The organism is Brucella pseudogrignonensis, from assembly GCF_031454375.1.
GTDB lineage: Bacteria > Pseudomonadota > Alphaproteobacteria > Rhizobiales > Rhizobiaceae > Brucella > Brucella pseudogrignonensis_A.
Genome location: NZ_JAVDQT010000001.1, coordinates 943,254 through 964,148, shown reverse-complemented (window position 1 = coordinate 964,148; position 20,895 = coordinate 943,254). Strand labels below are relative to the sequence as shown.

Genomic DNA, 20,895 nt, shown 5'->3' with positions numbered 1-20,895 from the left:
GAAATTGGCGGGAGCTACATTCCTCTTAGGGAGGCGTAACAATGGCTGACAAACCAATTTTATTCTCCGGCCCTATGGTTCGCGCTCTCCTCCGGGAGATCGCGACGCCGGGCGAGGGCAAGACGCAAACGAGACGGGCACTCAACCCGCAGCCTAACCTGCTCAACGGCAGAAAGCCGCTAAACAACGGCCTAGGCGCTTATTCCACTGATACCGGATGGAAACGCTTTCGCTATTCGGTTGGAGATCGCCTCTATGTTCGGGAAGCTTGGAGGGCCGAGCGTGAATATGACGGGTATTCGCCTGCAAAGTCACACAATGGCAAGCCTGTTCTGCCGATCAATTGCCCCATCACATACGACGCCGACGTTATCCCAGAGTTCGGGAAAAACCGACAAGCGATGCATATGCCGCGATGGGCCTCTCGGATCACGCTCGAAGTGACGGGCGTCAAGGTGGAGAGATTGCAGGAATGCAGCGAGGCCGACGCATACGCAGAAGGCATAGCAAAGATCGGTCGATTTTACGGAGTTCCGGAGGCTGAATGGGACAGTGCAACCACTCGTTCGGCCGTCGATGCTTACGCGAACTTATGGGACGACATTAATGGCCCCGGCGCATGGGATAAAAATCCGTGGGTTGCCGCTTACACGTTCCGTCCGATCCTCGGAAACATTGATCAGATTGAGAGGGCCGCATGAACTTCGATGATGATAGCCGCGACGGCATCCTTTTTCGTTTTTGGATCAGAGCCGCAAGCTTTCCCGGCGGATTTCCTTCCGATCTCATGAGGGCGCTTAAAGACTGCCTTACGCCTGAGGATTACCGACGAGCGCTCACAGAGCTTGCAAAAGCGAAGGGCGTAAATCTTCCGCCGCACGAGCCAACGACAAAGCTAATCGAAATGGCCGGGCAATCGTCTAAGGAATTGCGCGAGGCTCTTTTGTACGTCCTCGATGGAACCGAGGCTCACGACTTCCCCTCAAACTTCGGGATAACCGAAGCGAAGGGCCGAGAGCTTCGCAAATTGGCAGGGCTGCCAGAATGACACGATTGGACTTATTCGGTCCTGTTCCTCGCAATCCCCGCGTGAAAAGAATGCACGCAATTGATCATGGGGAAGCGCCCGGCTTAATGCCGGGCTGGCATTCTGCGCAAGGCGGGCATTTTGTTTGCAAATGCGGTCATGATGCAGGCTGGCAGTTTAACCTTACGCCGACGGAAATAAGACGCGGGCTTCCTTGTCCCGTCTGCAACGAATAAGCGGCCCGCAAAGGCCGCTTTTTTTAATTTGGTTTCTTCATCGGGATAACATTCGCCCCGCCGCGCTCGTGGACTATGTTGTCGACGAGGTTCGCCCAAGCGTCGAAGGCCGCTCGCGTTTCGTCTCTGTATTCGTGGCGCTGATAAACACCGACAATTCCGCCGAAGCTTCCAGAAACGTGATTTAAACAGCGTTCGATTACCGGGAGAGATATTCCGATCCGGGCCATTCCTGACGCCATTGTGCGACGCAAATCATGCAGTGTCCAAGGGGTGAGTGCAACGCTTTCGGGATCGCCACCCGCCTCGATGACTTCCTTCTTCATTTTAGCTGTAAGAGCATCGTCTAATCGGCCCTTTGACCGGCTAAACCCGGAGATTGAAGTCTCGCCGGTTGTCGAAAACAGAAGTCCACTCTTGCCCGTTTCTGGCAGGGATTTTATTATCTCGACAACCGAGTTTGATAAGGCGACAACGTGCGGCTTGCCGTTCTTTGTGCGATCCGCTGGAATTATCCACTCTGGTTTCAATCCGTCGAGGGTGAGTTCGTCAGCCTGCATTCCAGCGACTTCGTTACGGCGCTGTCCGGTCAAAAGCAGAATTTGCCAAAATGACCCGAAAGGATATTCAAACTTCGCGGCCTCGTTCCATACCCGGCGAAGCTCTTCATCTGTTAATATCCGATCACGCGACTTTTCGGCCGAAGGCTTCTTTATGCTGACCGTCGGGGATGCTGGAATAATGTCTCGTTCAACCAGCCAGCCAAAGAAAGTTTTCAAAGTTGCAAGCACTCGGTTTGCCGTGACAGGAGAGCCGCGATCAACAATCGCGTCCATCAATTCGATTACGTTTCTTTTCGAGATTGTAGATACGTCTTTACTGCCCCAAACCGGATTTATCTCGGCCGTGAATTGACGTTCTTTTTCGGCCCAACTGCGATTGTTCGGTTTTGCGTACCGCTTGATAAACTCTTTTCCGTGATATTCGACGGTATTCGTTTCGTCTTGCGGCTCTGCCTTTTGTCGGTCTTTGGTTTGTTTCTTATTCGCCGACGGGTCCAACCCCTCGGCAACCATCTGCATTGCTCGACGTGTTGCCCGGCGCGCTTCGGCTAGTGTCATGGGAATACCGAAAGGGAGATCGCCGTCGACCTCTCCGGCCTCTCGCTTCATGAGGACAGACCCGACGGTTAGTTTCTTTGGCTTCCCATCATAACGATAGCGATAGGCCCAAGCCTTCGCGCCGCTCGACTGGACAATTAAATACATGCCCGGCAATCCCGCGTCAGGTATTTCAACCCGACCCTTTGGATTTGGTTTGACGGCCTCGATGAATTTAATTGTAAGCACTGCTTTTGACATGAAAATCGCTTCGGGTAACGGTCGGGTAACAGATAGTGGGTTTCTGTAGCGACAACTCGATATAACTACAAAGCTATCAGTGCATATTTTATCTAACGCTTTCAACTGAATAGTTGCAGTTTTTGAAACGGGAGGTAATCAGGGTGAAATGACGGCATGACACTGGGGGTCAAGGGGTCGTGGGTTCGAATCCCGCCGCTCCGACCATTTTTCAAAAAACTTTAAGACATTTATTCCGATATGCGGTTTCGTTTTTTGTATTAAAAAAATACCCCTGTCGAAACAGGGGTATTAGAATTTATTGAACATCAATGAGGGCCTAGTGAAAATTGGGGGCGACGACCTTAATCAAAATAAATATATCAAAGTTTTACGAATAAAATAATCTCGTATCGAAACAATGACAGTAGAACTCTTTCTATAAATGTCATCAAGCGCAATTTTTTGATCGCAATTAATTTTAAAGATTGATGCGGGTGAGTTCTAAAAATACATAAGCTCCAGTATTTCACTACGTGTTAATCTCGTAGAGTTTCTGGAGACGTCCCATCTTTATGGCTTTAGAGAAGCAGTGCGGAGCCTAATAAACAGATAGAGAATTATTGCTAATTCAGTGTAAATTTGGCGAGCTTTTAGTTTTGCTTTTGGGGGCTTAGATGGGACTGTTCGCTGAGGTTGTGAAATATGTATCGATCGTGGTGATTGGTCTTCTGCCAATCATGAATCCTCTTACGACCATTCCCCTATATATGGCTTTGACGAAGAGAATGAGTGCAGAGGACAAACGCTCTCAAGCGCGCAAGACCTGCATTTACGCATTTGCGATTCTGATTGTTTTTATGCTGCTAGGGAACGGTATAATTTCGCTATTTAGTATCTCAATGCCTGGTATTCGTGTTGCAGGCGGCATCATCATTATGATCTTGGCACTTCGCATGATTTTTTCGGGTGAGGATACTTCATCGCAAGTAGACGCAGAGCCAGCTGATATTAAAAAAGCTCAACTTGATTATTCGTTCTCACCCTTGGCGATGCCGAGCTTGGCAGGCCCCGGGTCAATTGCTGTCGTGATGGGGTTTACGTCCCAAATACCTGCCGACCACACCATTCTAGGTCATGGCGTCATCGCCATTGGCATCGCTATTATGGTTGTAATTGCCTATATCGGCTTATCTTCTGCGAACTGGATCGAGAAAGTGCTCGGCGACCATGGCATGCAAGCCGTGACGAAAATTATGGGTTTTCTATTAACGTGCGTTGCAGTGCAGTTTTTGGCCTCGGGTATTCGCGAGTTCGTTGTTGAATTCAGCAAGCTTTCATAATTTATGAGCGAGGCATGAAAAGAATAATGCAAGCGCCGCAAAATGCGATTGCGGCGCCTGTAATGTCCCAGCGGTCGGGACGCATGCCTTCAACGAGCCATATCCATATGATGGAAGCTATGATGTAAATGCCGCCATAAGCTGCATAAGCGCGCCCGGCAGCTTCGCTTTCAATAAGCGTAAGCAGATATGCAAAAGCGGCAAGGCATATCAAACCCGGAACAAGCCACAATGGCGACTTGTCAAGTTTGAGCCATGCCCAAAAGGCAAAACAACCTGCAATCTCAAACAGTGCCGCTGCTGTATAAATTAAGAGTTGCACGCTTTGTCCTCATCGTCATCAATTTGCGTTTGAAAAACTGTCAATGAAATCCGCTCGCGGGGTTCATAGTTTTCGATGTGCGTCTAATACGCGTTTTCGGTGTTAAGAAGTTTGATAGGGGTGAGGAAAAGGATTTTCAGATCAAACCAAAGTGACCAGTTTTCAATGTAGTAAAGGTCGTATTCCGTTCGCATCATTATTTTATCTTCGTTATCGATTTCGCCACGCCAGCCATTTATTTGCGCCCATCCGGTTACACCGGGTTTGACGCGATGACGTGCGAAGTAACCCTCTACGACTTCATTAAAAAGGACATTGTGCGAGTGTGCAGCAATTGCGTGAGGTCGAGGCCCAACGAGAGAAAGCGATCCGGTCAGTGAATTAAAGAATTGTGGTAACTCGTCGATTGAGGCCTTGCGAATGAAACGTCCAACGCGGGTCACGCGAGGATCATTTTTCGTTACGACATTTCGTGCTGCTGGATCATTTTGCTCGGTATACATAGAGCGAAATTTCCAAACATTTATGACCTCGTTGTTAAACCCATGGCGCTTCTGTTTGAAGAGAATTGGCCCTTTGCTATCGAGCTTAATGGCTATTGCCGTTGTCAGCATGATGGGGGAAAGAAAGACAATACCCAGCAAGCTGAAAACAATATCGAAGATTCGCTTTGCAACCGAATCCCAGTCGTTGATTGGCTTGTCAAAAATATCAAGCATGGGAACTGTGCCGATATAGGAATAGGCACGTGGACGAAACCGCAAATGACTGTTGACGGCGGATAGTCGTATGTCGACAGGTAAAACCCACAGCTTATTCAGAATTTTTAAGATGCGTTCTTCGGCACTTATTGGCAGCGATACGATCAGCATATCGATATGCGCAATGCGTGCAAATTCGATCAATTCCTTGATGTTGCCAAGCTTAGGATAGCCCGCAACAACGGGAGGAGAGCGTTTGTCATCGCGGTCGTCGAATATTCCGCAAATTCGAATATCGTTCTCTGATTGTTGCTCCAAAGAACGAATTAATGCTTCCGCGCTTGGGCCCCCGCCGACGATGACCGCCCGTCGCTCCATAATGCCATTTCGCGCCCAGCGTTGGAGTTTCCATGAAACGAAGAGACGGGATGTGATGAGGATGACAAGGCCACTGATTGCCCAAATAAGAAACCATGCGCGAGAAAAGTCAGAGGATACTTTGAGTAAGAAGCCAGTGACCGCGATCAGCCCGAGCACAGTGGCCCAAGCCATGAAAACTCGCTTCAGGTACCGGCTGGGGCGACGCAGAATGTTGATCTGGTAGCCATTGTTCATTTCCATGATCAGAACGAAAAGCGCGCCACTCAGGAACATTATAAGAAAATAATAGAAAATATGCGGAGTATTGAAACTCACATAATAAGAGAAACTTAATAATCCCGTTATCAGAACAATTCCGAGCTCAACAAGCCGTATCACTCCGCTAAACATACTCGGCGATAGTGTATCGCGTGCATACTGCGCAGCCATCTGGCGCGCCATCGGGTTTAACTCTATTTGCTCTTTCATCTTTGAACGATGCGGGCCACTGGCATTATTTTCCTCGGGGGTAACTGGAGGGGGCGTATTATTTTGCCGCACGGCTCAGCTCCTAACAACCTTAAACGCTGAGTTATCTTTAAACGCAAATCCTTAGAAAAAGCTGATTAAAAACCTAGCGCGTTTGCAAGATCGTGGCGAATGCGTTTCACGGTAAATTTATTCTATAAAATCTTGCATCCAATGCGCGGTATCGACGCTGGATTACGGCCAATATCAAAATCCTGGCAACTTCACATGCTGCCAAGCGGTATAGGGTACGGGCTACGCGAGACTTTAAAAACCCGTATGAGTGAGCCAAACAAGAGAGCGGCAGCGTGCTTTCAGCAGCGTTCGCATTCATAATGATTAGCTATAATTTGAAGAAGATAGATTGGATTTAACGCCCCGTAATTGTCTGCTTGTCGCTTTGCTTGAACACTGAATAAGCATAGCGCCAAGATAACTACACGACGAAAAATCCATCAGAAAAGACGCTCGCGCACATAAACCGTATCCCCTGGCAGAATTGGGTCAGATATTAGTACGCGACCAGTTGAAACCTCGTCGTTGATTGTTCGTGTTATATCGACATTTTCCTGGTTAGCACGGGGTGAAAAACCTCCGGCAGCAGCGATAGCCTTTTGTACAGTCATGCCGGGAACATATGAGTATTGTCCTGCTCCGCCAACTTCACCCATAATGAAGATAGGACGATAGCGATCAACCTCTACGCTGACGTCAGGTTCGCGCAAATATCCGCCGCGCAGCTTAGAGGCAATTATACCCTCAAGTTGCTTCACGGTTTTTCCATTGGCGGGAACACTGCCTATCAATGGAAATGCAATGTATCCGGACTGGTCGATGTTATAATTGTTTGTAAGGTTTGCCTGCTCGAACACTGTTATGCGCACACGGTCGCCAGCACTTAACAAATAGGGTTCATTCAGGCCTGCATGAAAAGCAGGTGGGGCAGGGCGATAGCTCGAACATGCTGAAAGCATCATCGCCGTTAGGCTAAGCACTGCAAGAGCCGTCAGGCTTTTGTGCTTGTTATGATTTTTCCGCATTGTCATTTTCGCGCCGGTCTCTTCCGAAAAGCCTTGCCGTGTTGGAGTGTCCAGATTCAAATATCCAGATACTGTTAAGTGATGTTATCGATTGATTAAGGTTAATGGCTGGTAAAGAATGTAATCTTTGATGAAAAAACTTTGCGCAAACATCTTTCATGCTTCCGCTTATGAAAATTAACGGTCTGGTTACCTTGTTGATTTACTTTTTGCTAACCATCTGGCCCGCTCCCCAAAGTGGATAAAATGGTTATCTGAGGGTCAGATCAGCGGAATATGGGAATGTCGCAGGCCGATAGCTCGTTGCAAGATATAAGTGTCACGTCTTCTCTCGCAACGTTGCGCCAGAATAGTCTTTGGATCATCGGTGGTGCGGTTGTGTTGTCTATGTGTGCATGGACAATCTGCCAGTTTATTACCCTTGATTTTCAGGCTGAGTCTCGTATTTCGCTTCAGCCCAAAATAATCTCTCCAGCGTCTGCAAATTATGAAGCTCCAGAAGGTCGGCAACTATCGTTGGATGGAATGAAGGCTCAGATAGAGTTTTTGACCTCTGGCGAATTGCTGAATGATGTTTCTGAGAATCTTAATCTCACAGAGAATACGGAGTTCAACCCGAACAAGAGGAGCATTTGGGCGAGGGCGCTGTTTTATTTTGGTCTGCGAAGCGGCTCGGTTGACTCAAAACCCGATGAGCGCGTGCTTCAAAATCTTCGTAATGGACTGCACGTTTACAATGTTCGTGGAACGCGTCTGATTGCGGTACAATATAGTTCTCCCAACGCGCATACAGCCGCAGAAGTGGCTAATGCTGTCGCAGATTCCTATATTGCGATGGAAAATGCGCAGAATAATAACAATAGCGATAGTATGGCCGCTTGGCTTGCGTCAGAAATCGCTGATTTGCATGACAAGTTAGGGGATACTGAGAAAAGATTATCTGATCATCAGGCGGCTAATCGGCTTAGAAGTAGCCAGCCCGACACTGACGACATAGCCACAAAACACTCAGAGGTTTTGGCAGAAATATCCCGATTACGCGCAGAGCGTTCTGCATCTGAAGCAAGCGCTGATATAGTTAGTCAGGCGCTGGCATCCGGCAACATAACGGGAAACCTGCCTGATGGAATGGCACAAGGCACTATGCAGCGGCTTATAGAGTTGCGTCTTGGGCTCAATTCAGAAATTGCCAGCCTGTCTGTTACGCTGCTCGATGGGCATCCGCGTATTAAGTCCCTGAGATCGCAGCTTGTTGATTTAAACAGGCAGATCAACGCTGAGGGGCGTAAACTTCTCACAAGTCTTAACAGCGCGACCCAGATCGCCCAAACACGTGAAAATGACCTCAATCGAGAGTTGGATCGACTGAATGCGGAACTTGCACACGCTCGAGCACCGCAATTAGAAGTTCAGGCTCTGGAGCGAGAGGCGTCTGCGCAGCGCGAGCTTTTAGAAAGCTATCAAAAGCGCTATGCTGAGCTTAAAGCACTCGCAAATCCCAGTGCTATGGCAGTTGTTTCAGAAATATTTACCCGTGCGGAAGTGCCGACTAAGCCATATTTTCCAAAAACACTGCCAGTTATCATAACAACATTTTTGTTAAGCCTGCTTTTGTTAGCGGTTTCGGTGCTACTTCGTGAAATGTTCAAGCGCCGCTCCCGGATAATTGGAGTGGATGAGAATTTTGTAGTTGCAGAAGAGATTAAAATGCCGGCTATAGGCGCAGCTGGCGACATTGACTCTGCATCCGCTGTAACAATTAGCGGGCTTAAGAACAGGCGCTGGACATCGCCTCTCAGGTTTCAAGAGACAATTGCTACGAAAGAAAGCCTAATCGATATGTCGGAAAACCCGAACAGTGTAAAAGCTGTTGCCGATGGCCTCATTGCTTTAAAATCTAAGCGCATTATTGCGGTTTCACCGGAAGGTGACGATGCTTCAATCGTTACGGTGAAATTCGTGCGTGAGCTGGCTGATCGGGGAAACCGTGTTATTCTTGTCGATATGACCGCTATAGGTACTTTAGGGCGCGCGATGCTTGACGGAGGTAATCGCTCTGGCATTACAGATCTGCTTGCTGGAGAGCGCCGTTTTGGTGACACCATACATACCGATCACTACTCTCAAGCTCATATTATGCCACTTGGAAAAGTCGTTCCAGCAACAGCGATGCGCTCCGCTGAACGGCTACCACACATTTTGGATGCACTTGAAACCGTCTATGATTTCGTCGTTGTTGAATGCGGTCCTTCAACCGCTCAGCAAATAGCGTGTATTTTCGACCGTTCTGCTGTCGTAATTATGAATATTGTCGATCCGAATGATGATCGAGTGATTACAGCTGCAATGGACATGGATCAAAGCGGCTATGAAGATGTGATTATCGTTATGGATAATTTGAAACGTTCATCTGAATTGAAAAACGGAATACCGCAAACGGCAGCCTGATTTTATTTTATAATCAGCATGTTCGATGATTTAATTGAATCTAATTCAGAGAATCTTTGATGCTTATCTGCTCATCAATGACGCTTCTGGCGTGGCGGCTGCGCCATCCACCAGATGATTGCCATGGCAGGCAAAACCCAAAGCAGTCCGGTTAATAAGAAATAGAGCAGATGCACCCATGCCGGTGACTCTGCCAGCTGTGCAACAGCGATTATCGTCGCAAAAACTGCATAGATGATCACAAGGGCAACAAGTAAAAATGTGCCTATGAGTTTTTTCAGCCGAACGGGCATGACTTTCTCCCTCTTTCCACTTCTCACTAACGCGTGAGGACAAGCAAAGGAAGCGAAAACGCGTCGGCTTGTCGCGTGAACTTGTCTTGTAACTGCCCCACCTATGCGGCATGTATCCCTCTATATGATATTGAAGGATAAAATGGCATGGCGGCGGTTTCGGTTCGACAAGAAGGGCAGGGTGCAACGCGATCGGCAGAAGATAGCAATCGTCGGCTGATCCGCTATTGGCTCTACGCAGTTTTTGTCGTGCTGATTGCGATTGTGATGGTTGGTGGTGCAACCCGCATGACGGGTTCTGGCCTGTCGATTACCGAATGGAAACCCATCCATGGCGTTATTCCGCCGCTCAATCATGCGGAGTGGATGGAAGAATTCGATAAATATCGTCAGATTCCACAATATCAGCAGATCAACAAAGGCATGTCGTTGGAAGCTTTCCAGTCGATATTCTGGTGGGAATGGGCGCACCGTATGCTCGCCCGTTTTGTGGGCTTTCTGGTTGCCGTTCCGCTCGCCTTTTTCTGGCTGACCGGTCGTCTCAACACCACATTGAAATATCGTATGCTCGGACTGCTTGCGTTGGGCGGTTTTCAGGGCGCAATCGGCTGGTGGATGGTGGCGTCGGGCTTGAGCGAGCGCACGAGCGTTAGCCAGTATCGCCTTGCAATCCATTTGACGACTGCCTGCCTAATTATTACCGCTGTGTTTTATATTGCGCGCGGTCTGGTGAAATATACCGAACGACCTGCAGAGCGCGCGATTCAGCGTTTTGCAGGCTGGTTGGTATTTGCGGTACTGATACAGATTTATCTCGGCGGTCTGGTTGCCGGTCTTCACGCTGGTCTGACCTTTAATACATGGCCATTGATGGATGGAGCGATCATCCCATCCGATTTGCTCATTCAGTCGCCTTGGTGGATCAATCTGTTTGAAAACCCGAAAACCGTGCAATTTGTGCATCGCATGTTTGCTTATACGGTCGTTGTTTTGGCCATCTTGCATTTGGTGCAGGTCTGGAAACATGCGGCAGGAACGACCCATGCGCGCCGCACAATCGTCCTGCTCGGTCTGATACTCGTTCAGGCTGTCATTGGTATCGTGACGCTATTGTTAAGTGTGCCGATTGATTTGGGTCTGACGCATCAGTTCGTAGCGCTTTTGGTGCTTGCCTTTGCCGTAGCCCACTGGCGCGCAACCAAGGGCGCTTATCAGGAATAAAAAAAGCCCGGCTTCAAGCCGGGCTTTTCATTTCAAAGTTAGCTTATTTGCCAAGCATCAGGTTCATGTTCTGAACAGCGGCACCCGATGCGCCTTTGCCAAGATTGTCGAGCAGCGCGACGAGATTGACCTGATTGTCGCCCTCGGTGCCAAACACGAACAGCTTCATGCCATCCTTGCCTGCAAGCTCTTCCGCATCGATGCGGGAAAGTTTGCTGCTTTCTTCAAGCGAAACCACTTCCACAATATCCTGACCGGCATAATGGGCGGTCAGCGCAGCATGAACGTCTTTGAGAGACGGCGTGCCTTCAAGCTCAGTCACAAACAGTGGCACCTGAACGATCATGCCCTGCGGGAAACGGCCCACGCTTGGAGCAAAGATCGGGCGACGATCCAAACGGCCATGCAATTGCAGCTCCGGCACATGCTTGTGATGCAGCGGCAGACCGTAGAGGAAATTGTTTGATGCCAGATGCTCAGGATGGTTTTTATCTTCCATCTGCGCGATCATCTGCTTGCCGCCGCCGGTATAGCCCGAAACGGCATTAACACTGATCGGATAATCTGCTGCCAGCAGACCAGCATCACGCAATGGGCGCACCAATGCGATGGCACCTGTCGGATAGCAGCCGGGATTGGCAACGAGACGTGCTTCCGCAATCCGCTCACGCTGGCCTTTGGCAAGCTCGGCAAAGCCATAGGCCCAGTCGGAATGAATACGATGCGCAGTCGATGTATCGATAATCCGCGTCGCGTTGTGGCCTTCAAGCAGCGCGACGGATTCTTTAGACGCATCATCTGGCAGGCAGAGAATTGCGATGTCGGCGGCGCGCAGATAATCGGCGCGCAGATCCTTGTTGCGGCGCTCGGCTTCCGGGATTGAAATCACTTCAAGATCGTCGCGTTCGGCAAGGCGGCTGCGAATTTGCAGACCAGTTGTGCCGTGTTCGCCGTCGATGAAGATTTTCGGTTTCATGCGCTTTGCCTTTAATTTCAGAAAGTTACATCAATATTCGGAATCGATTTTTCAGCTGCTTGAATCAGTTTATGAGCGGGGCCTATCGTCGTCGTGCTTTTTGCTCGGCCAGCAGTCCGAGATAATACATTGCGATTGTAGCTCCCGCGATGGCTGTTATATCAGCATGATCATAAGCCGGTGCAACCTCGACGACATCCGCACCGACGAAGTCAAGTTCCGTCAGCTTGCGAAGCACGGACAGCATTTTTGCAGACGAAGGACCGCCAGCGACGGGTGTTCCTGTCCCCGGCGCGAAAGCTGGGTCAAGACAATCAATATCGAAGGTCAGATAGGTCTTTTTGCCAACGGTGCGCTTGAGAATTTCTTCAGCAATCGCTTGCGCCGACATATCCTCGACTTCGTGACCATAGATGATCTTGATGCCGCAGTCTTCCGGTGCGTGCGTCCGAATGCCGATCTGGATCGATTGATCCGGGTCGATAATCCCGTCGCGAACCGCACGCGCCACAAATGAGCCGTGATCGATGCGCTTGCCATCATCAAACCACGTATCCTGATGTGCATCGAACTGAACGAGCGCCAGCGGTCCGTATTTCGCAGCATGTGCTTTGAGCAGGGGCCACGTCACAAAATGATCGCCGCCAAGCGTTAGCAGAAACGCGTCGGATTTGAGGATTTTCGCGGCTTCCCGCTCGATCGTCGCTGGCGTCTTATAATGATTGCCATAGTCAAGCAGACAGTCGCCATAGTCGATAACAGCAAGGTCTTCGAACAGATCGCGCTCGAATGGATATTGCGGATCATTGTCAAAAATTGCCGATGCACGCCGAATGGCCTGCGGACCAAACCGTGCGCCCGGACGATTGGACACCGCTGCATCGAACGGAATACCCCATACGACAGCTTCAGCACCTTTTAGCGACTTGCTGTAAACACGCCGCATGAATGACAACACACCTGCATGGGTGGGGTCAGTTGCAGCACTTGTCAGGCTGCGAGCGGTGAAAGCATGGTCAATCGTTTTTGAGGGCATTGCCGTCTCCCGGATGGCGTTACAACTCTCATAGCGCTTCATGAAGCAAAATGGGAGATTGCTTTATGCAGTTTTCGCATCAAAACCGTAAGCACGTTCTACACGCGCAATGCGAACGCAATAAGTTTCATACCATTGCTGACGACCAAGCTTTTGCGCCAAAAGATGATCGACATCGCGTTTCCATGCGCGGATGCTGTCTTCATCCGCCCAGAACGAATTGGTGATGCCAAAGCCTTCTGCATCGCGTGCGCTCTCAACACCGATATAGCCGGGCTGTTTTGCAGCAAGTTCTGCCATGCGGTCTGCCATTTCACCATAGCCGTCATCATCGCCCAAGCGTTGCGACGAAAATGAGACAACGAAGTAGGGTGGTTGTGGTGTTTGGGCGAAGTATTGTGATGTCATTGACTAATTCCGGCTTTTTCTAAGACAGCTCATAACAAAAAAGCGGACCCGAAGGCCCGCTTTTCTGTAATTCCAAAGCGATAAATATTAGCGCTTCGAGAACTGGAACGAACGGCGAGCCTTGGCCTTACCGTACTTCTTACGTTCAACAACGCGGCTGTCACGGGTAAGGAAGCCACCCTTCTTAAGAACCGTGCGAAGGCCTGGTTCGTAGTAGGTGAGTGCCTTGGAGATGCCGTGACGAACAGCACCGGCCTGGCCGGAAAGACCGCCACCAACAACGGTAGCAACAACATCGAACTGACCAGCGCGGTTCGACGCAATGATCGGCTGCTGCAGGATCATCTGCAGAACCGGACGTGCGAAATACGCAGCAAATTCTTTGCCGTTTACAGTGATCTTGCCGGAACCTGGCTTGACCCAAACGCGAGCAATCGCGTCTTTACGCTTGCCGGTCGCATAAGCGCGGCCCTGAGCGTCGATCTTCTGGACATGAACTGGAGCTGCGGCGGAGGCCGACGCTACGCTGCCGAGTTCTTCGAGCGAGTTGAGCTGCTCAGCCATGATTATGCATTCCCTTTGTTCTTGCGGTTCAGCGCTGCAACGTCCAGAACTTCTGGCTGCTGAGCTTCATGCTGATGTTCTGCACCTGCATAAACGCGCAGGTTCTTCATCTGGCGACGGCCAAGAGGACCGCGTGGGATCATGCGCTCGATAGCCTTTTCAAGAACGCGTTCTGGGAAACGGCCTTCGAGAATCTGGCGAGCAGTACGTTCCTTGATGCCACCTGGGTGACCAGTGTGCCAGTAGTAAACCTTGTCGGTGTACTTCTTACCGGTAAGAACAACCTTGTCAGCATTGATGATGATGACATTGTCGCCATCGTCAACGTGTGGAGTGAAAGTTGCTTTGTGCTTACCGCGCAGGCGATTGGCGACGAGTGATGCGAGACGACCGACGACGAGACCTTCTGCGTCGATCAGAATCCACTTCTTCACCACTTCGGCTGGCTTCTGAGAAAAAGTTGCCATTGAAGTCTTCCTTGACTAATCCCTGACCTTACGATCCGGGCTTTTCTTGTTGCTTGTTTGGTTCTGCCTGTCTTGATAACAGCCGACCGTGAGAACACACGAAAGCGAGCTTTCATATGGTCTGGGCGGGTCGATACACAAACTAACATAAGCCGTCAAGCGTTGTTTTTATATCAATCTTTTAAAAATACAATAAAAACAATGACTTGCAATATTGGTATTATAATACCGTAGTTTTTAACGTGGTGGAATGGAATAAGTTGCGGTCGCATGAGCAATAAGTTCACCGGTTTCGCTGCTTGTCATGCTTATGTCCAGCACCGCGAGGCGCTTTCCAAGCTTCAGAATCCTTGCAATAGCTTTCACTGTGCCGGGATTGGCCTTGCGCAGAAAATTGATATTGAGATTAGTCGTCACTGCCAGCGCCACAGGTCCGATATGGCCGAGAATTGCTGCATAGGCAGCGACATCAGCAAGCGCAAACACTGAGGGACCGGAAACTGTACCGCCGGGCCGCAGATGCTGATCATCTGCGTGTAGGTGCATTGTGGCTGATCCCGCATCAATCGAGACGATTTCAAAACTCTCATCAAGTTGCGGAAACTCACGCTTCATGAAAGTTCGCAAATCTTCAAGGCTCATGACCGGGCTTAGGCTTGTGCGGTGTTCGGCTGTGATATTCATTTTCTCTCCCTTATTACAAGGAATAGGGGGAATGAGGCCGACCTTGCAAGTCAGTCGTGCGGTATGTTTACATCCAATTTGGCAAAGCCGCCTTTGGAGAACAGACATGCAGACATCTTCGGATAATGAAATTCGCGATATTCTTCGCACTGTCAAAACGATTGCATTGCTTGGTGCTTCGCCAAAGCCGGAGCGCCCCAGCAATGGCGTGATGAAGTTTCTGCTTGATCATGGTTATCATGTTATCCCGGTTAATCCGGGGCAGGTGGGAAAGACCATTCACGGACAGCGCGTGGTAGGGCAGCTTGCCGATATTGATGAGCCGATTGATATGGTCGATGTATTTCGCGCTTCTGATGCGCTTCCGGGCATTGTTGATGAGATTCTCGCTTTGAGGAAACGACCTTCAGTTTTATGGACGCAGCTTGATGTCATACATCCGGACGCTGCCAAAAGAGCCGAAAGTGAAGGTATCAAAGTTGTCATGGACCGCTGTCCGGCTATCGAATATCCGCGCCTCATAGGGTAAGTTAAAATTGTAGAATTAATTTCTGTGATTTGAGATTATCGCGCAAAATCCTCCTTTGCTTTCTTGCAGCCAGAGCCTAACGTCCGGTCATATCATATGGCATAGGCTGTCAGGAGGAACTCATGTCTAAGCGCTCACCCGGTATCGAAACTTTGGCAATTCACGCTGGCGCAAAGCCGGATCCGACAACGGGCGCGCGTGCCACGCCAATCTATCAAACGACCTCGTTTGTGTTTGATGATGCCGACCATGCTGCGTCTTTGTTTGGCCTTCAGGCCTTTGGCAATATTTATACGCGTATCACAAACCCAACCACTGCCGTTTTGGAAGAGCGTATTGCAGCACTTGAAGGCGGCACGGCAGCGGTCGCAACGGCTTCGGGCCATGCAGCGCAGTTGCTGGTGTTTCACACACTGCTGCAACCGGGTGATAACTTCATCGCTGCACGCCAGCTTTACGGCGGTTCAATCAACCAGTTTGGTCAGTCGTTTAAATCATTTGGCTGGCAGGTTCGCTGGGCGGACGCAACCAACCCAACCGATTTTGCTAAACAGATTGACAGCAAGACGCGCGCAATCTTCATTGAAAGCTTCGCCAATCCGGGCGGCATTGTCATTGATATAGAAGCCATTGCCGAAATCGCACATAAACACGGCTTGCCATTAATTGTCGATAACACGCTGGCATCGCCTTATCTTGTGCGCCCGATTGAGCATGGCGCCGATATTGTTGTGCACTCGCTGACAAAATTCATTGGCGGTCATGGCAATTCGATGGGCGGTATTCTGGTTGATGCTGGCACATTCGATTGGGCCAAGTCCGGCAACTATCCGCTTCTGACAGAAGCACGGCCTGATTATGCAGGCCTCGAGCTGCACAAAACCTTTGGCAATATCTCTTTTGCCATTGCTGCGCGTGTACTTGGCCTACGTGATTTCGGACCGTCTATTTCGCCGTTCAACGCGTTCCAGATTCTTACGGGCGTTGAAACATTGCCGCTGCGTATGCAGCGTCATGTGGATAATGCTTTGAAGGTCGCTACATGGCTGCATGGCCATGAAAAAGTGTCGTGGGTTAATTATGCTGGCCTGCCACACGATAAATATCATGCACTTCAGCAGAAATATTCGCCGAAGGGTGCTGGTTCTGTTTTCACCTTCGGTCTCAAGAGCGGTTATGAAGCTGGCGTTAAATTTGTCGATAGTCTCGAACTTTTCTCGTTGCTGGCAAATATTGGCGACACCCGTTCGCTCGTGATTCACCCGGCCTCGACCACCCATCGTCAGTTGACCGATGAGCAGAAGGTGGCGGCGGGCGCTGGACCTGATGTTGTGCGTCTTTCTATCGGTATTGAAGATGCCGATGATATTATCGCTGACATCGAACAGGCACTCGCCAAGGTTTGATCGGATGAGCCAATTTCTCAGCTTTGAGATCAATGGCGTGAAACCCGAAGAAAGCGCTCCGTTACCGGAGCGCGTTCTTTCAGGCGACCCGCGATTCCTGACATGGAATTTTGAAGAAAGCGCCGACGGCAAGCTATTCGCAGGCATATGGGAAAGCACGCCGGGAAAATGGCGCATCGAATATGACGAATGGGAATATTGCTATATCCTGTCTGGCCGCTCAATTTTGACGGAGGAGGGCGGTAAGAGCCGCGAAGTTGTCGCTGGTGACCGCTTCGTTATTCGTCCTGGCTTCAGGGGAACATGGGAAGTCATAGAAACGACCCGTAAGGATTATGTGATCCGGCTTTAGCGAGCGTGTAGATATGCCCACTGGACTGCTGGTGGGCAACACGTCTCAAGCGGTGAGTAAAATTCAGGACACACTCACTCATCCGGGTAGCAACATGCGTCTTGTAATGGAAATTTTGCAGAAAATGGAAGCAGCGCAGAAGAAAGGCCACTAGGTTCATTGAACCCAAAGGGAGCTTTATATTTTCGTCTAAGTGATTGGAAAATATGGTGGGCGATGAGAGACTCGAACTCCCGACATCTTCGGTGTAAACGAAGCGCTCTACCAACTGAGCTAATCGCCCGGCTAACTTGTCAGCCGCTGTGAGAGCCGTTTAGGCTGTTCGTTTGGATAGTGCAAGCGTAAAAATTAGAAAAATGCATTTTTTTAGTTCTCCGGCTAAAAAATATGAGCTCTCTGGGGATAACTCCTATGAAAGCGATAATTTTGCGAGCCTGAAATGGGGTGACTCGTAGGTAACATCAAAAAATGCGATTCCTTTTTCTGTTTAATTTGAATGCCTTCCGATTAAATAAACTGAGTTGTGGATCAGGCCCCCTATATAAGAGGCACGTAAAATCGGCTCTTTTAGAATAAAATCAAAATTCTTCTTTTTTCTTCAGATCACTCGCTTGACACTGGTGAGAGAACACCTTAAACGACCGCTCACACCGAACGGAAACGTCGGTGACTACCCAGCCAAATGGCTGAAAATGAAATGCGCGGGTGTAGCTCAGTTGGTTAGAGTGCCGGCCTGTCACGCCGGAGGTCGCGGGTTCGAGCCCCGTCACTCGCGCCATTTTCATTCAGAAAACAAATCTTACATTTCTGAAGAAAATGGCGCACCTCGCGAATTTATCTCCTCACTATATAAACGCTTTCTGATGCGCCCTCGTGCTTGAAAAGCAGCGCTTATACGTCGGGCATCTTTAATGCGTGCACGATTAAAAGCTTGTCGTTGAAACGTGTGAATCGCTTTTCCGATAACGGCATGCGTGAAAAAGAGTTGGATCGGGCGCTGTGGCGCTTAATAAGCGCTCTCGCTTTCGGCTTCATAGTCGCTTGTGTGGGGCAGGGCTATTTCGTCTTCCGCTTCCAGGAAAGATAAGCCACAGAGAATATCCCTGCCAGAATGACTAGAATGTCGCCGCTGGTGAGCAAATATGTGCTCATATCGCCCTCCCGGGATTTTGTGCCTGTGTTCTTTGTTATTCTGCGCTGACGGCATATTCAGGGTTTGATTCCAAATGCCCCCGCAGAACGCGATTATGTCTGAAGCACAATCCTAAAAGCTGCTGTCGAATTGCTGAAGGCAATTGAATCCTGACCGCGAATCTCTAGGGCTAATTTATTTTAAGAATCTTACCGATGGCGACGGGATTTTTCTCCTGATCACATCATCGCATTGCGACGACGGAATGGTGGGGTTTTACACTCTATATATAAGTGCAAATAGCGCCCTATATATAAAGAGTGTTTTACTGCGTTATTTATCAGAAGCCACGCCAAGTCTGACGCATTACCAACGGCGGCTAATGCTGGATATGAATCAGAGGTGCCGACGCTGGTTTCTGGGACGCGCCATCCAAAATATCTATTTAACGAGGTCAGTCGATTTTAAATCGATTGATTCTATTCGCCTTAAAATGGCGAAAGATCGTTCATCTCTATTTCCTCACGAAATTATGATGATTTCATGCTATATCAAATTTGGGTAGCATATATGGGCTTGCGGATGGTGCTTATTAAGCATCTTGAGCACACTATACCCGCTTGATCGCGCTGGAGGGCTTGCGCTCGCGTGCATGCTGCGCTAACCGTCCGGCCAAATACTTAGGTTCGCACGGCATGCCCTTGAAGCTGCTTGAGGCGACGAGGTCGCAAGAGATGCAATGTGTCGCATGGTGGTAAGCGCTAAAAAGCTTATTACAGGCGGCGCAGCCTCGTTATTCAAGCCGGATTAAGGATCATGGACGAGCTTTTAAGTTCCTATTTGCCGATTGTCATCTTTCTCGGCATCGCAATGGTTATCGGTGTAGCCCTTCTGGTTGCGCCGTTTCTTGTCGCGTACAGACAGCCAGACCCGGAAAAGCTTTCAGCTTACGAGTGCGGCTTCAATGCCTTTGATGACGCTCGCATGAAATTCGACATCCGTTTCTATCTGGTGTCGATTCTCTTCATCATCTTCGATCTCGAAGTCGCCTTCCTGTTCCCATGGGCTGTGTCCTTTGGTGAAATCGGTTGGTTCGGTTTCCTGTCGATGATGCTTTTCCTTGGCGTTCTGACCATCGGCTTCATCTATGAATGGAAGAAGGGAGCCCTCGAATGGGATTGACCGGCACAAATCAAGCGTCTGGATCGACACTCATTGCTCCGCAGCCAAAAGGCATTCTTGACCCGCGCACGGGCAAGCCAGTCGGTTCCGATGATGCATTTTTCAACGATCTGAACAGTGAACTGTCCGATAAGGGTTTCATCGTCACTTCTGCTGACGCTCTTGTAACCTGGGCGCGTACTGGCTCGCTGATGTGGATGACCTTTGGTCTCGCATGCTGCGCTGTGGAAATGATGCATATTTCCATGCCGCGTTATGATGCTGAGCGCTTTGGTATCGCGCCGCGTGCGTCTCCGCGTCAGTCTGACGTGATGATCGTTGCAGGCACGCTGACCAACAAGATGGCTCCGGCTCTGCGCAAAGTCTATGACCAGATGCCAGAGCCACGCTATGTCATTTCGATGGGTTCGTGCGCAAATGGCGGCGGCTACTATCACTACTCTTATTCTGTAGTGCGTGGCTGTGACCGTGTTGTTCCGGTCGATATCTATGTGCCGGGCTGTCCTCCGACGGCTGAGGCGCTGCTTTATGGCATTCTTATGCTTCAGAAGAAGATCCGCCGCACAGGTACGATCGAGCGCTAAGCGGACCTTTTGGTCTCAATGGTGCAAGAAGGTTTGTTAGAACTCGATCTGTTTTCCCAAGGATGGATCGGGGTCTAAAAAAGGAAGTTAGAGATATGAGCGAAGAAGCTCTTGGTGAACTTTCCGGCTATATCAAAGAACGTCTCGGCGATGCGATCGAAGAGGCGAAGCTGGCCTATGGCGAGCTGACGCTGTCTGTTCCGGTTGAAAGCCTGATTACTGTTCTGACATTCCTGCGCGATGACGTGCAGTGCCAGTTCATTAATTTGACGGATATTTCCGGCGTTGATTATCCACAGCGCGCCAAGCGTTTTGACGTTGTTTATCAGTTCCTTTCACCACGCCAGAACCTACGCATTCGCGTGAAGGTTCAGGCTGATGAAGATATGCTGGTTCCTTCTGCTGTGTCGGTTTTCGTCGGCGCTGAGTGGTTTGAGCGCGAAGCCTACGACATGTATGGCATTCTGTTCTCCGGTCACCCTGATCTGCGTCGCATTCTGACCGATTACGGTTTTGAAGGTCACCCGCTGCGCAAAGATTTCCCGACCACTGGTTTCGTTGAAGTTCGTTACAGCGATGAAGCCAAGCGCGTCATTTATGAGCCTGTCATGCTGCGACAGGAATTCCGCAATTTTGACTTTCTCTCGCCATGGGAAGGGACGGATTACGTCCTGCCGGGCGATGAAAAAGCCAAGACGAACTGAGCGACAGGAAGC

At 49.7% G+C, this 20,895-nt stretch carries 22 protein-coding genes, 2 tRNA genes and 1 pseudogene; 13 read left to right on the top strand and 12 right to left on the bottom strand.

Features of this window, described 5'->3' with window-relative positions; all coding sequences use genetic code 11:
* Positions 1–41 precede the first annotated feature (41 nt).
* A complete protein-coding gene (locus J2782_RS04770) occupies positions 42–701 on the top strand; it encodes a hypothetical protein (RefSeq protein WP_310010442.1) in 660 nt (219 codons plus the stop codon).
* Positions 698–1,048, top strand: a complete 351-nt coding sequence (locus J2782_RS04765) for a hypothetical protein (protein ID WP_310010441.1) — start codon at positions 698–700, stop codon at positions 1,046–1,048. Before J2782_RS04770 ends, J2782_RS04765 begins: the two co-directional genes overlap by 4 nt.
* A gap of 238 nt (positions 1,049–1,286) precedes the next feature.
* Here the strand turns inward: J2782_RS04765 and J2782_RS04760 are convergent, their stop codons facing one another.
* Positions 1,287–2,624 (bottom strand): tyrosine-type recombinase/integrase, encoded by a 1,338-nt coding sequence (locus J2782_RS04760; RefSeq protein WP_310010440.1) that lies wholly within the window; start codon positions 2,622–2,624, stop codon positions 1,287–1,289.
* Between the two features lie 656 nt (positions 2,625–3,280).
* On the opposite strand from J2782_RS04760, the gene J2782_RS04755 reads away from it, so the two are divergent.
* Positions 3,281–3,946, top strand: a complete 666-nt coding sequence (locus J2782_RS04755; protein ID WP_310010439.1) for a MarC family NAAT transporter — start codon at positions 3,281–3,283, stop codon at positions 3,944–3,946.
* A gap of 1 nt (position 3,947) precedes the next feature.
* Here the strand turns inward: J2782_RS04755 and J2782_RS04750 are convergent, their stop codons facing one another.
* The 3 genes and pseudogenes from J2782_RS04750 to J2782_RS04740 all read right to left on the bottom strand — a co-directional run bounded on the left by J2782_RS04750 (position 3,948) and on the right by J2782_RS04740 (position 6,897).
* Positions 3,948–4,268 (bottom strand): YnfA family protein, encoded by a 321-nt coding sequence (locus J2782_RS04750; protein WP_310010438.1) that lies wholly within the window; start codon positions 4,266–4,268, stop codon positions 3,948–3,950.
* 83 nt (positions 4,269–4,351) lie between these two features.
* Positions 4,352–5,800: pseudogene (locus tag J2782_RS04745) on the bottom strand (undecaprenyl-phosphate glucose phosphotransferase); the annotation flags it as partial.
* A gap of 512 nt (positions 5,801–6,312) precedes the next feature.
* A complete protein-coding gene (locus J2782_RS04740) occupies positions 6,313–6,897 on the bottom strand; it encodes a polysaccharide biosynthesis/export family protein (protein WP_310011081.1) in 585 nt (194 codons plus the stop codon).
* A 282-nt stretch (positions 6,898–7,179) separates the two neighbouring features.
* On the opposite strand from J2782_RS04740, the gene J2782_RS04735 reads away from it, so the two are divergent.
* Entirely contained in the window at positions 7,180–9,345 is a 2,166-nt protein-coding gene (locus J2782_RS04735; RefSeq protein ID WP_310010437.1) for an exopolysaccharide transport family protein, read from the top strand.
* A gap of 74 nt (positions 9,346–9,419) precedes the next feature.
* Here J2782_RS04735 and J2782_RS04730 read toward each other — a convergent pair whose 3' ends face one another.
* The gene (locus tag J2782_RS04730) at positions 9,420–9,638 is read right to left on the bottom strand and encodes a DUF2842 domain-containing protein (protein WP_310010436.1); all 219 of its coding nucleotides are present in this window, start codon (positions 9,636–9,638) and stop codon (positions 9,420–9,422) included.
* Positions 9,639–9,785: 147 nt separating this feature from the next.
* On the opposite strand from J2782_RS04730, the gene J2782_RS04725 reads away from it, so the two are divergent.
* On the top strand, positions 9,786–10,859 hold the full coding sequence (locus J2782_RS04725; protein WP_310010435.1) for a COX15/CtaA family protein: 1,074 nt from the start codon (positions 9,786–9,788) through the stop codon (positions 10,857–10,859).
* Between the two features lie 43 nt (positions 10,860–10,902).
* Here J2782_RS04725 and argC read toward each other — a convergent pair whose 3' ends face one another.
* The 6 genes from argC to J2782_RS04695 all read right to left on the bottom strand — a co-directional run bounded on the left by argC (position 10,903) and on the right by J2782_RS04695 (position 14,994).
* Positions 10,903–11,835 carry an N-acetyl-gamma-glutamyl-phosphate reductase gene (gene argC, locus J2782_RS04720; protein ID WP_310010434.1) on the bottom strand — a complete coding sequence of 311 codons (933 nt, stop codon included), beginning with the start codon at positions 11,833–11,835 and terminating at the stop codon, positions 10,903–10,905.
* 82 nt (positions 11,836–11,917) lie between these two features.
* The gene (gene speB, locus J2782_RS04715) at positions 11,918–12,871 is read right to left on the bottom strand and encodes an agmatinase (RefSeq protein ID WP_310010433.1); all 954 of its coding nucleotides are present in this window, start codon (positions 12,869–12,871) and stop codon (positions 11,918–11,920) included.
* Positions 12,872–12,934: 63 nt separating this feature from the next.
* Positions 12,935–13,279: an antibiotic biosynthesis monooxygenase family protein gene (locus J2782_RS04710; protein ID WP_310010432.1), complete on the bottom strand. Its 345-nt coding sequence runs from the start codon at positions 13,277–13,279 to the stop codon at positions 12,935–12,937.
* Between the two features lie 87 nt (positions 13,280–13,366).
* Complete coding sequence (gene rpsI, locus J2782_RS04705) at positions 13,367–13,843, bottom strand: 30S ribosomal protein S9 (RefSeq protein WP_250039637.1); 477 nt, start codon at positions 13,841–13,843, stop codon at positions 13,367–13,369.
* 2 nt (positions 13,844–13,845) lie between these two features.
* Positions 13,846–14,310, bottom strand: coding sequence for a 50S ribosomal protein L13 (rplM, locus tag J2782_RS04700; RefSeq protein ID WP_007874511.1), 465 nt, complete (start codon positions 14,308–14,310; stop codon positions 13,846–13,848).
* 237 nt (positions 14,311–14,547) lie between these two features.
* A complete protein-coding gene (locus J2782_RS04695) occupies positions 14,548–14,994 on the bottom strand; it encodes a PaaI family thioesterase (protein ID WP_310010431.1) in 447 nt (148 codons plus the stop codon).
* A gap of 106 nt (positions 14,995–15,100) precedes the next feature.
* Between J2782_RS04695 and J2782_RS04690 the strand changes: the two genes are divergently transcribed.
* From J2782_RS04690 to J2782_RS04675, 4 genes are all read left to right on the top strand, one after another.
* On the top strand, positions 15,101–15,523 hold the full coding sequence (locus J2782_RS04690) for a CoA-binding protein (RefSeq protein WP_310010430.1): 423 nt from the start codon (positions 15,101–15,103) through the stop codon (positions 15,521–15,523).
* 122 nt (positions 15,524–15,645) lie between these two features.
* Positions 15,646–16,929 (top strand): O-acetylhomoserine aminocarboxypropyltransferase, encoded by a 1,284-nt coding sequence (locus J2782_RS04685; RefSeq protein WP_310010429.1) that lies wholly within the window; start codon positions 15,646–15,648, stop codon positions 16,927–16,929.
* A gap of 4 nt (positions 16,930–16,933) precedes the next feature.
* Positions 16,934–17,281 (top strand): cupin domain-containing protein, encoded by a 348-nt coding sequence (locus tag J2782_RS04680; protein WP_310010428.1) that lies wholly within the window; start codon positions 16,934–16,936, stop codon positions 17,279–17,281.
* Between the two features lie 13 nt (positions 17,282–17,294).
* The gene (locus tag J2782_RS04675) at positions 17,295–17,435 is read left to right on the top strand and encodes a hypothetical protein (protein WP_310010427.1); all 141 of its coding nucleotides are present in this window, start codon (positions 17,295–17,297) and stop codon (positions 17,433–17,435) included.
* A 53-nt stretch (positions 17,436–17,488) separates the two neighbouring features.
* Here the strand turns inward: J2782_RS04675 and J2782_RS04670 are convergent.
* A tRNA-Val gene (locus tag J2782_RS04670) sits at positions 17,489–17,564 on the bottom strand.
* 418 nt (positions 17,565–17,982) lie between these two features.
* On the opposite strand from J2782_RS04670, the gene J2782_RS04665 reads away from it, so the two are divergent.
* The 4 genes from J2782_RS04665 to J2782_RS04650 all read left to right on the top strand — a co-directional run bounded on the left by J2782_RS04665 (position 17,983) and on the right by J2782_RS04650 (position 20,883).
* A tRNA-Asp gene (locus tag J2782_RS04665) sits at positions 17,983–18,059 on the top strand.
* A 1,170-nt stretch (positions 18,060–19,229) separates the two neighbouring features.
* On the top strand, positions 19,230–19,595 hold the full coding sequence (locus J2782_RS04660; RefSeq protein ID WP_250039644.1) for an NADH-quinone oxidoreductase subunit A: 366 nt from the start codon (positions 19,230–19,232) through the stop codon (positions 19,593–19,595).
* Positions 19,586–20,179: a NuoB/complex I 20 kDa subunit family protein gene (locus tag J2782_RS04655; protein WP_094506958.1), complete on the top strand. Its 594-nt coding sequence runs from the start codon at positions 19,586–19,588 to the stop codon at positions 20,177–20,179. The genes J2782_RS04660 and J2782_RS04655 overlap by 10 nt, the downstream gene beginning before the upstream one ends.
* Positions 20,180–20,274: 95 nt before the next feature.
* Entirely contained in the window at positions 20,275–20,883 is a 609-nt protein-coding gene (locus tag J2782_RS04650; protein WP_310010426.1) for an NADH-quinone oxidoreductase subunit C, read from the top strand.
* Positions 20,884–20,895: the final 12 nt, after the last annotated feature.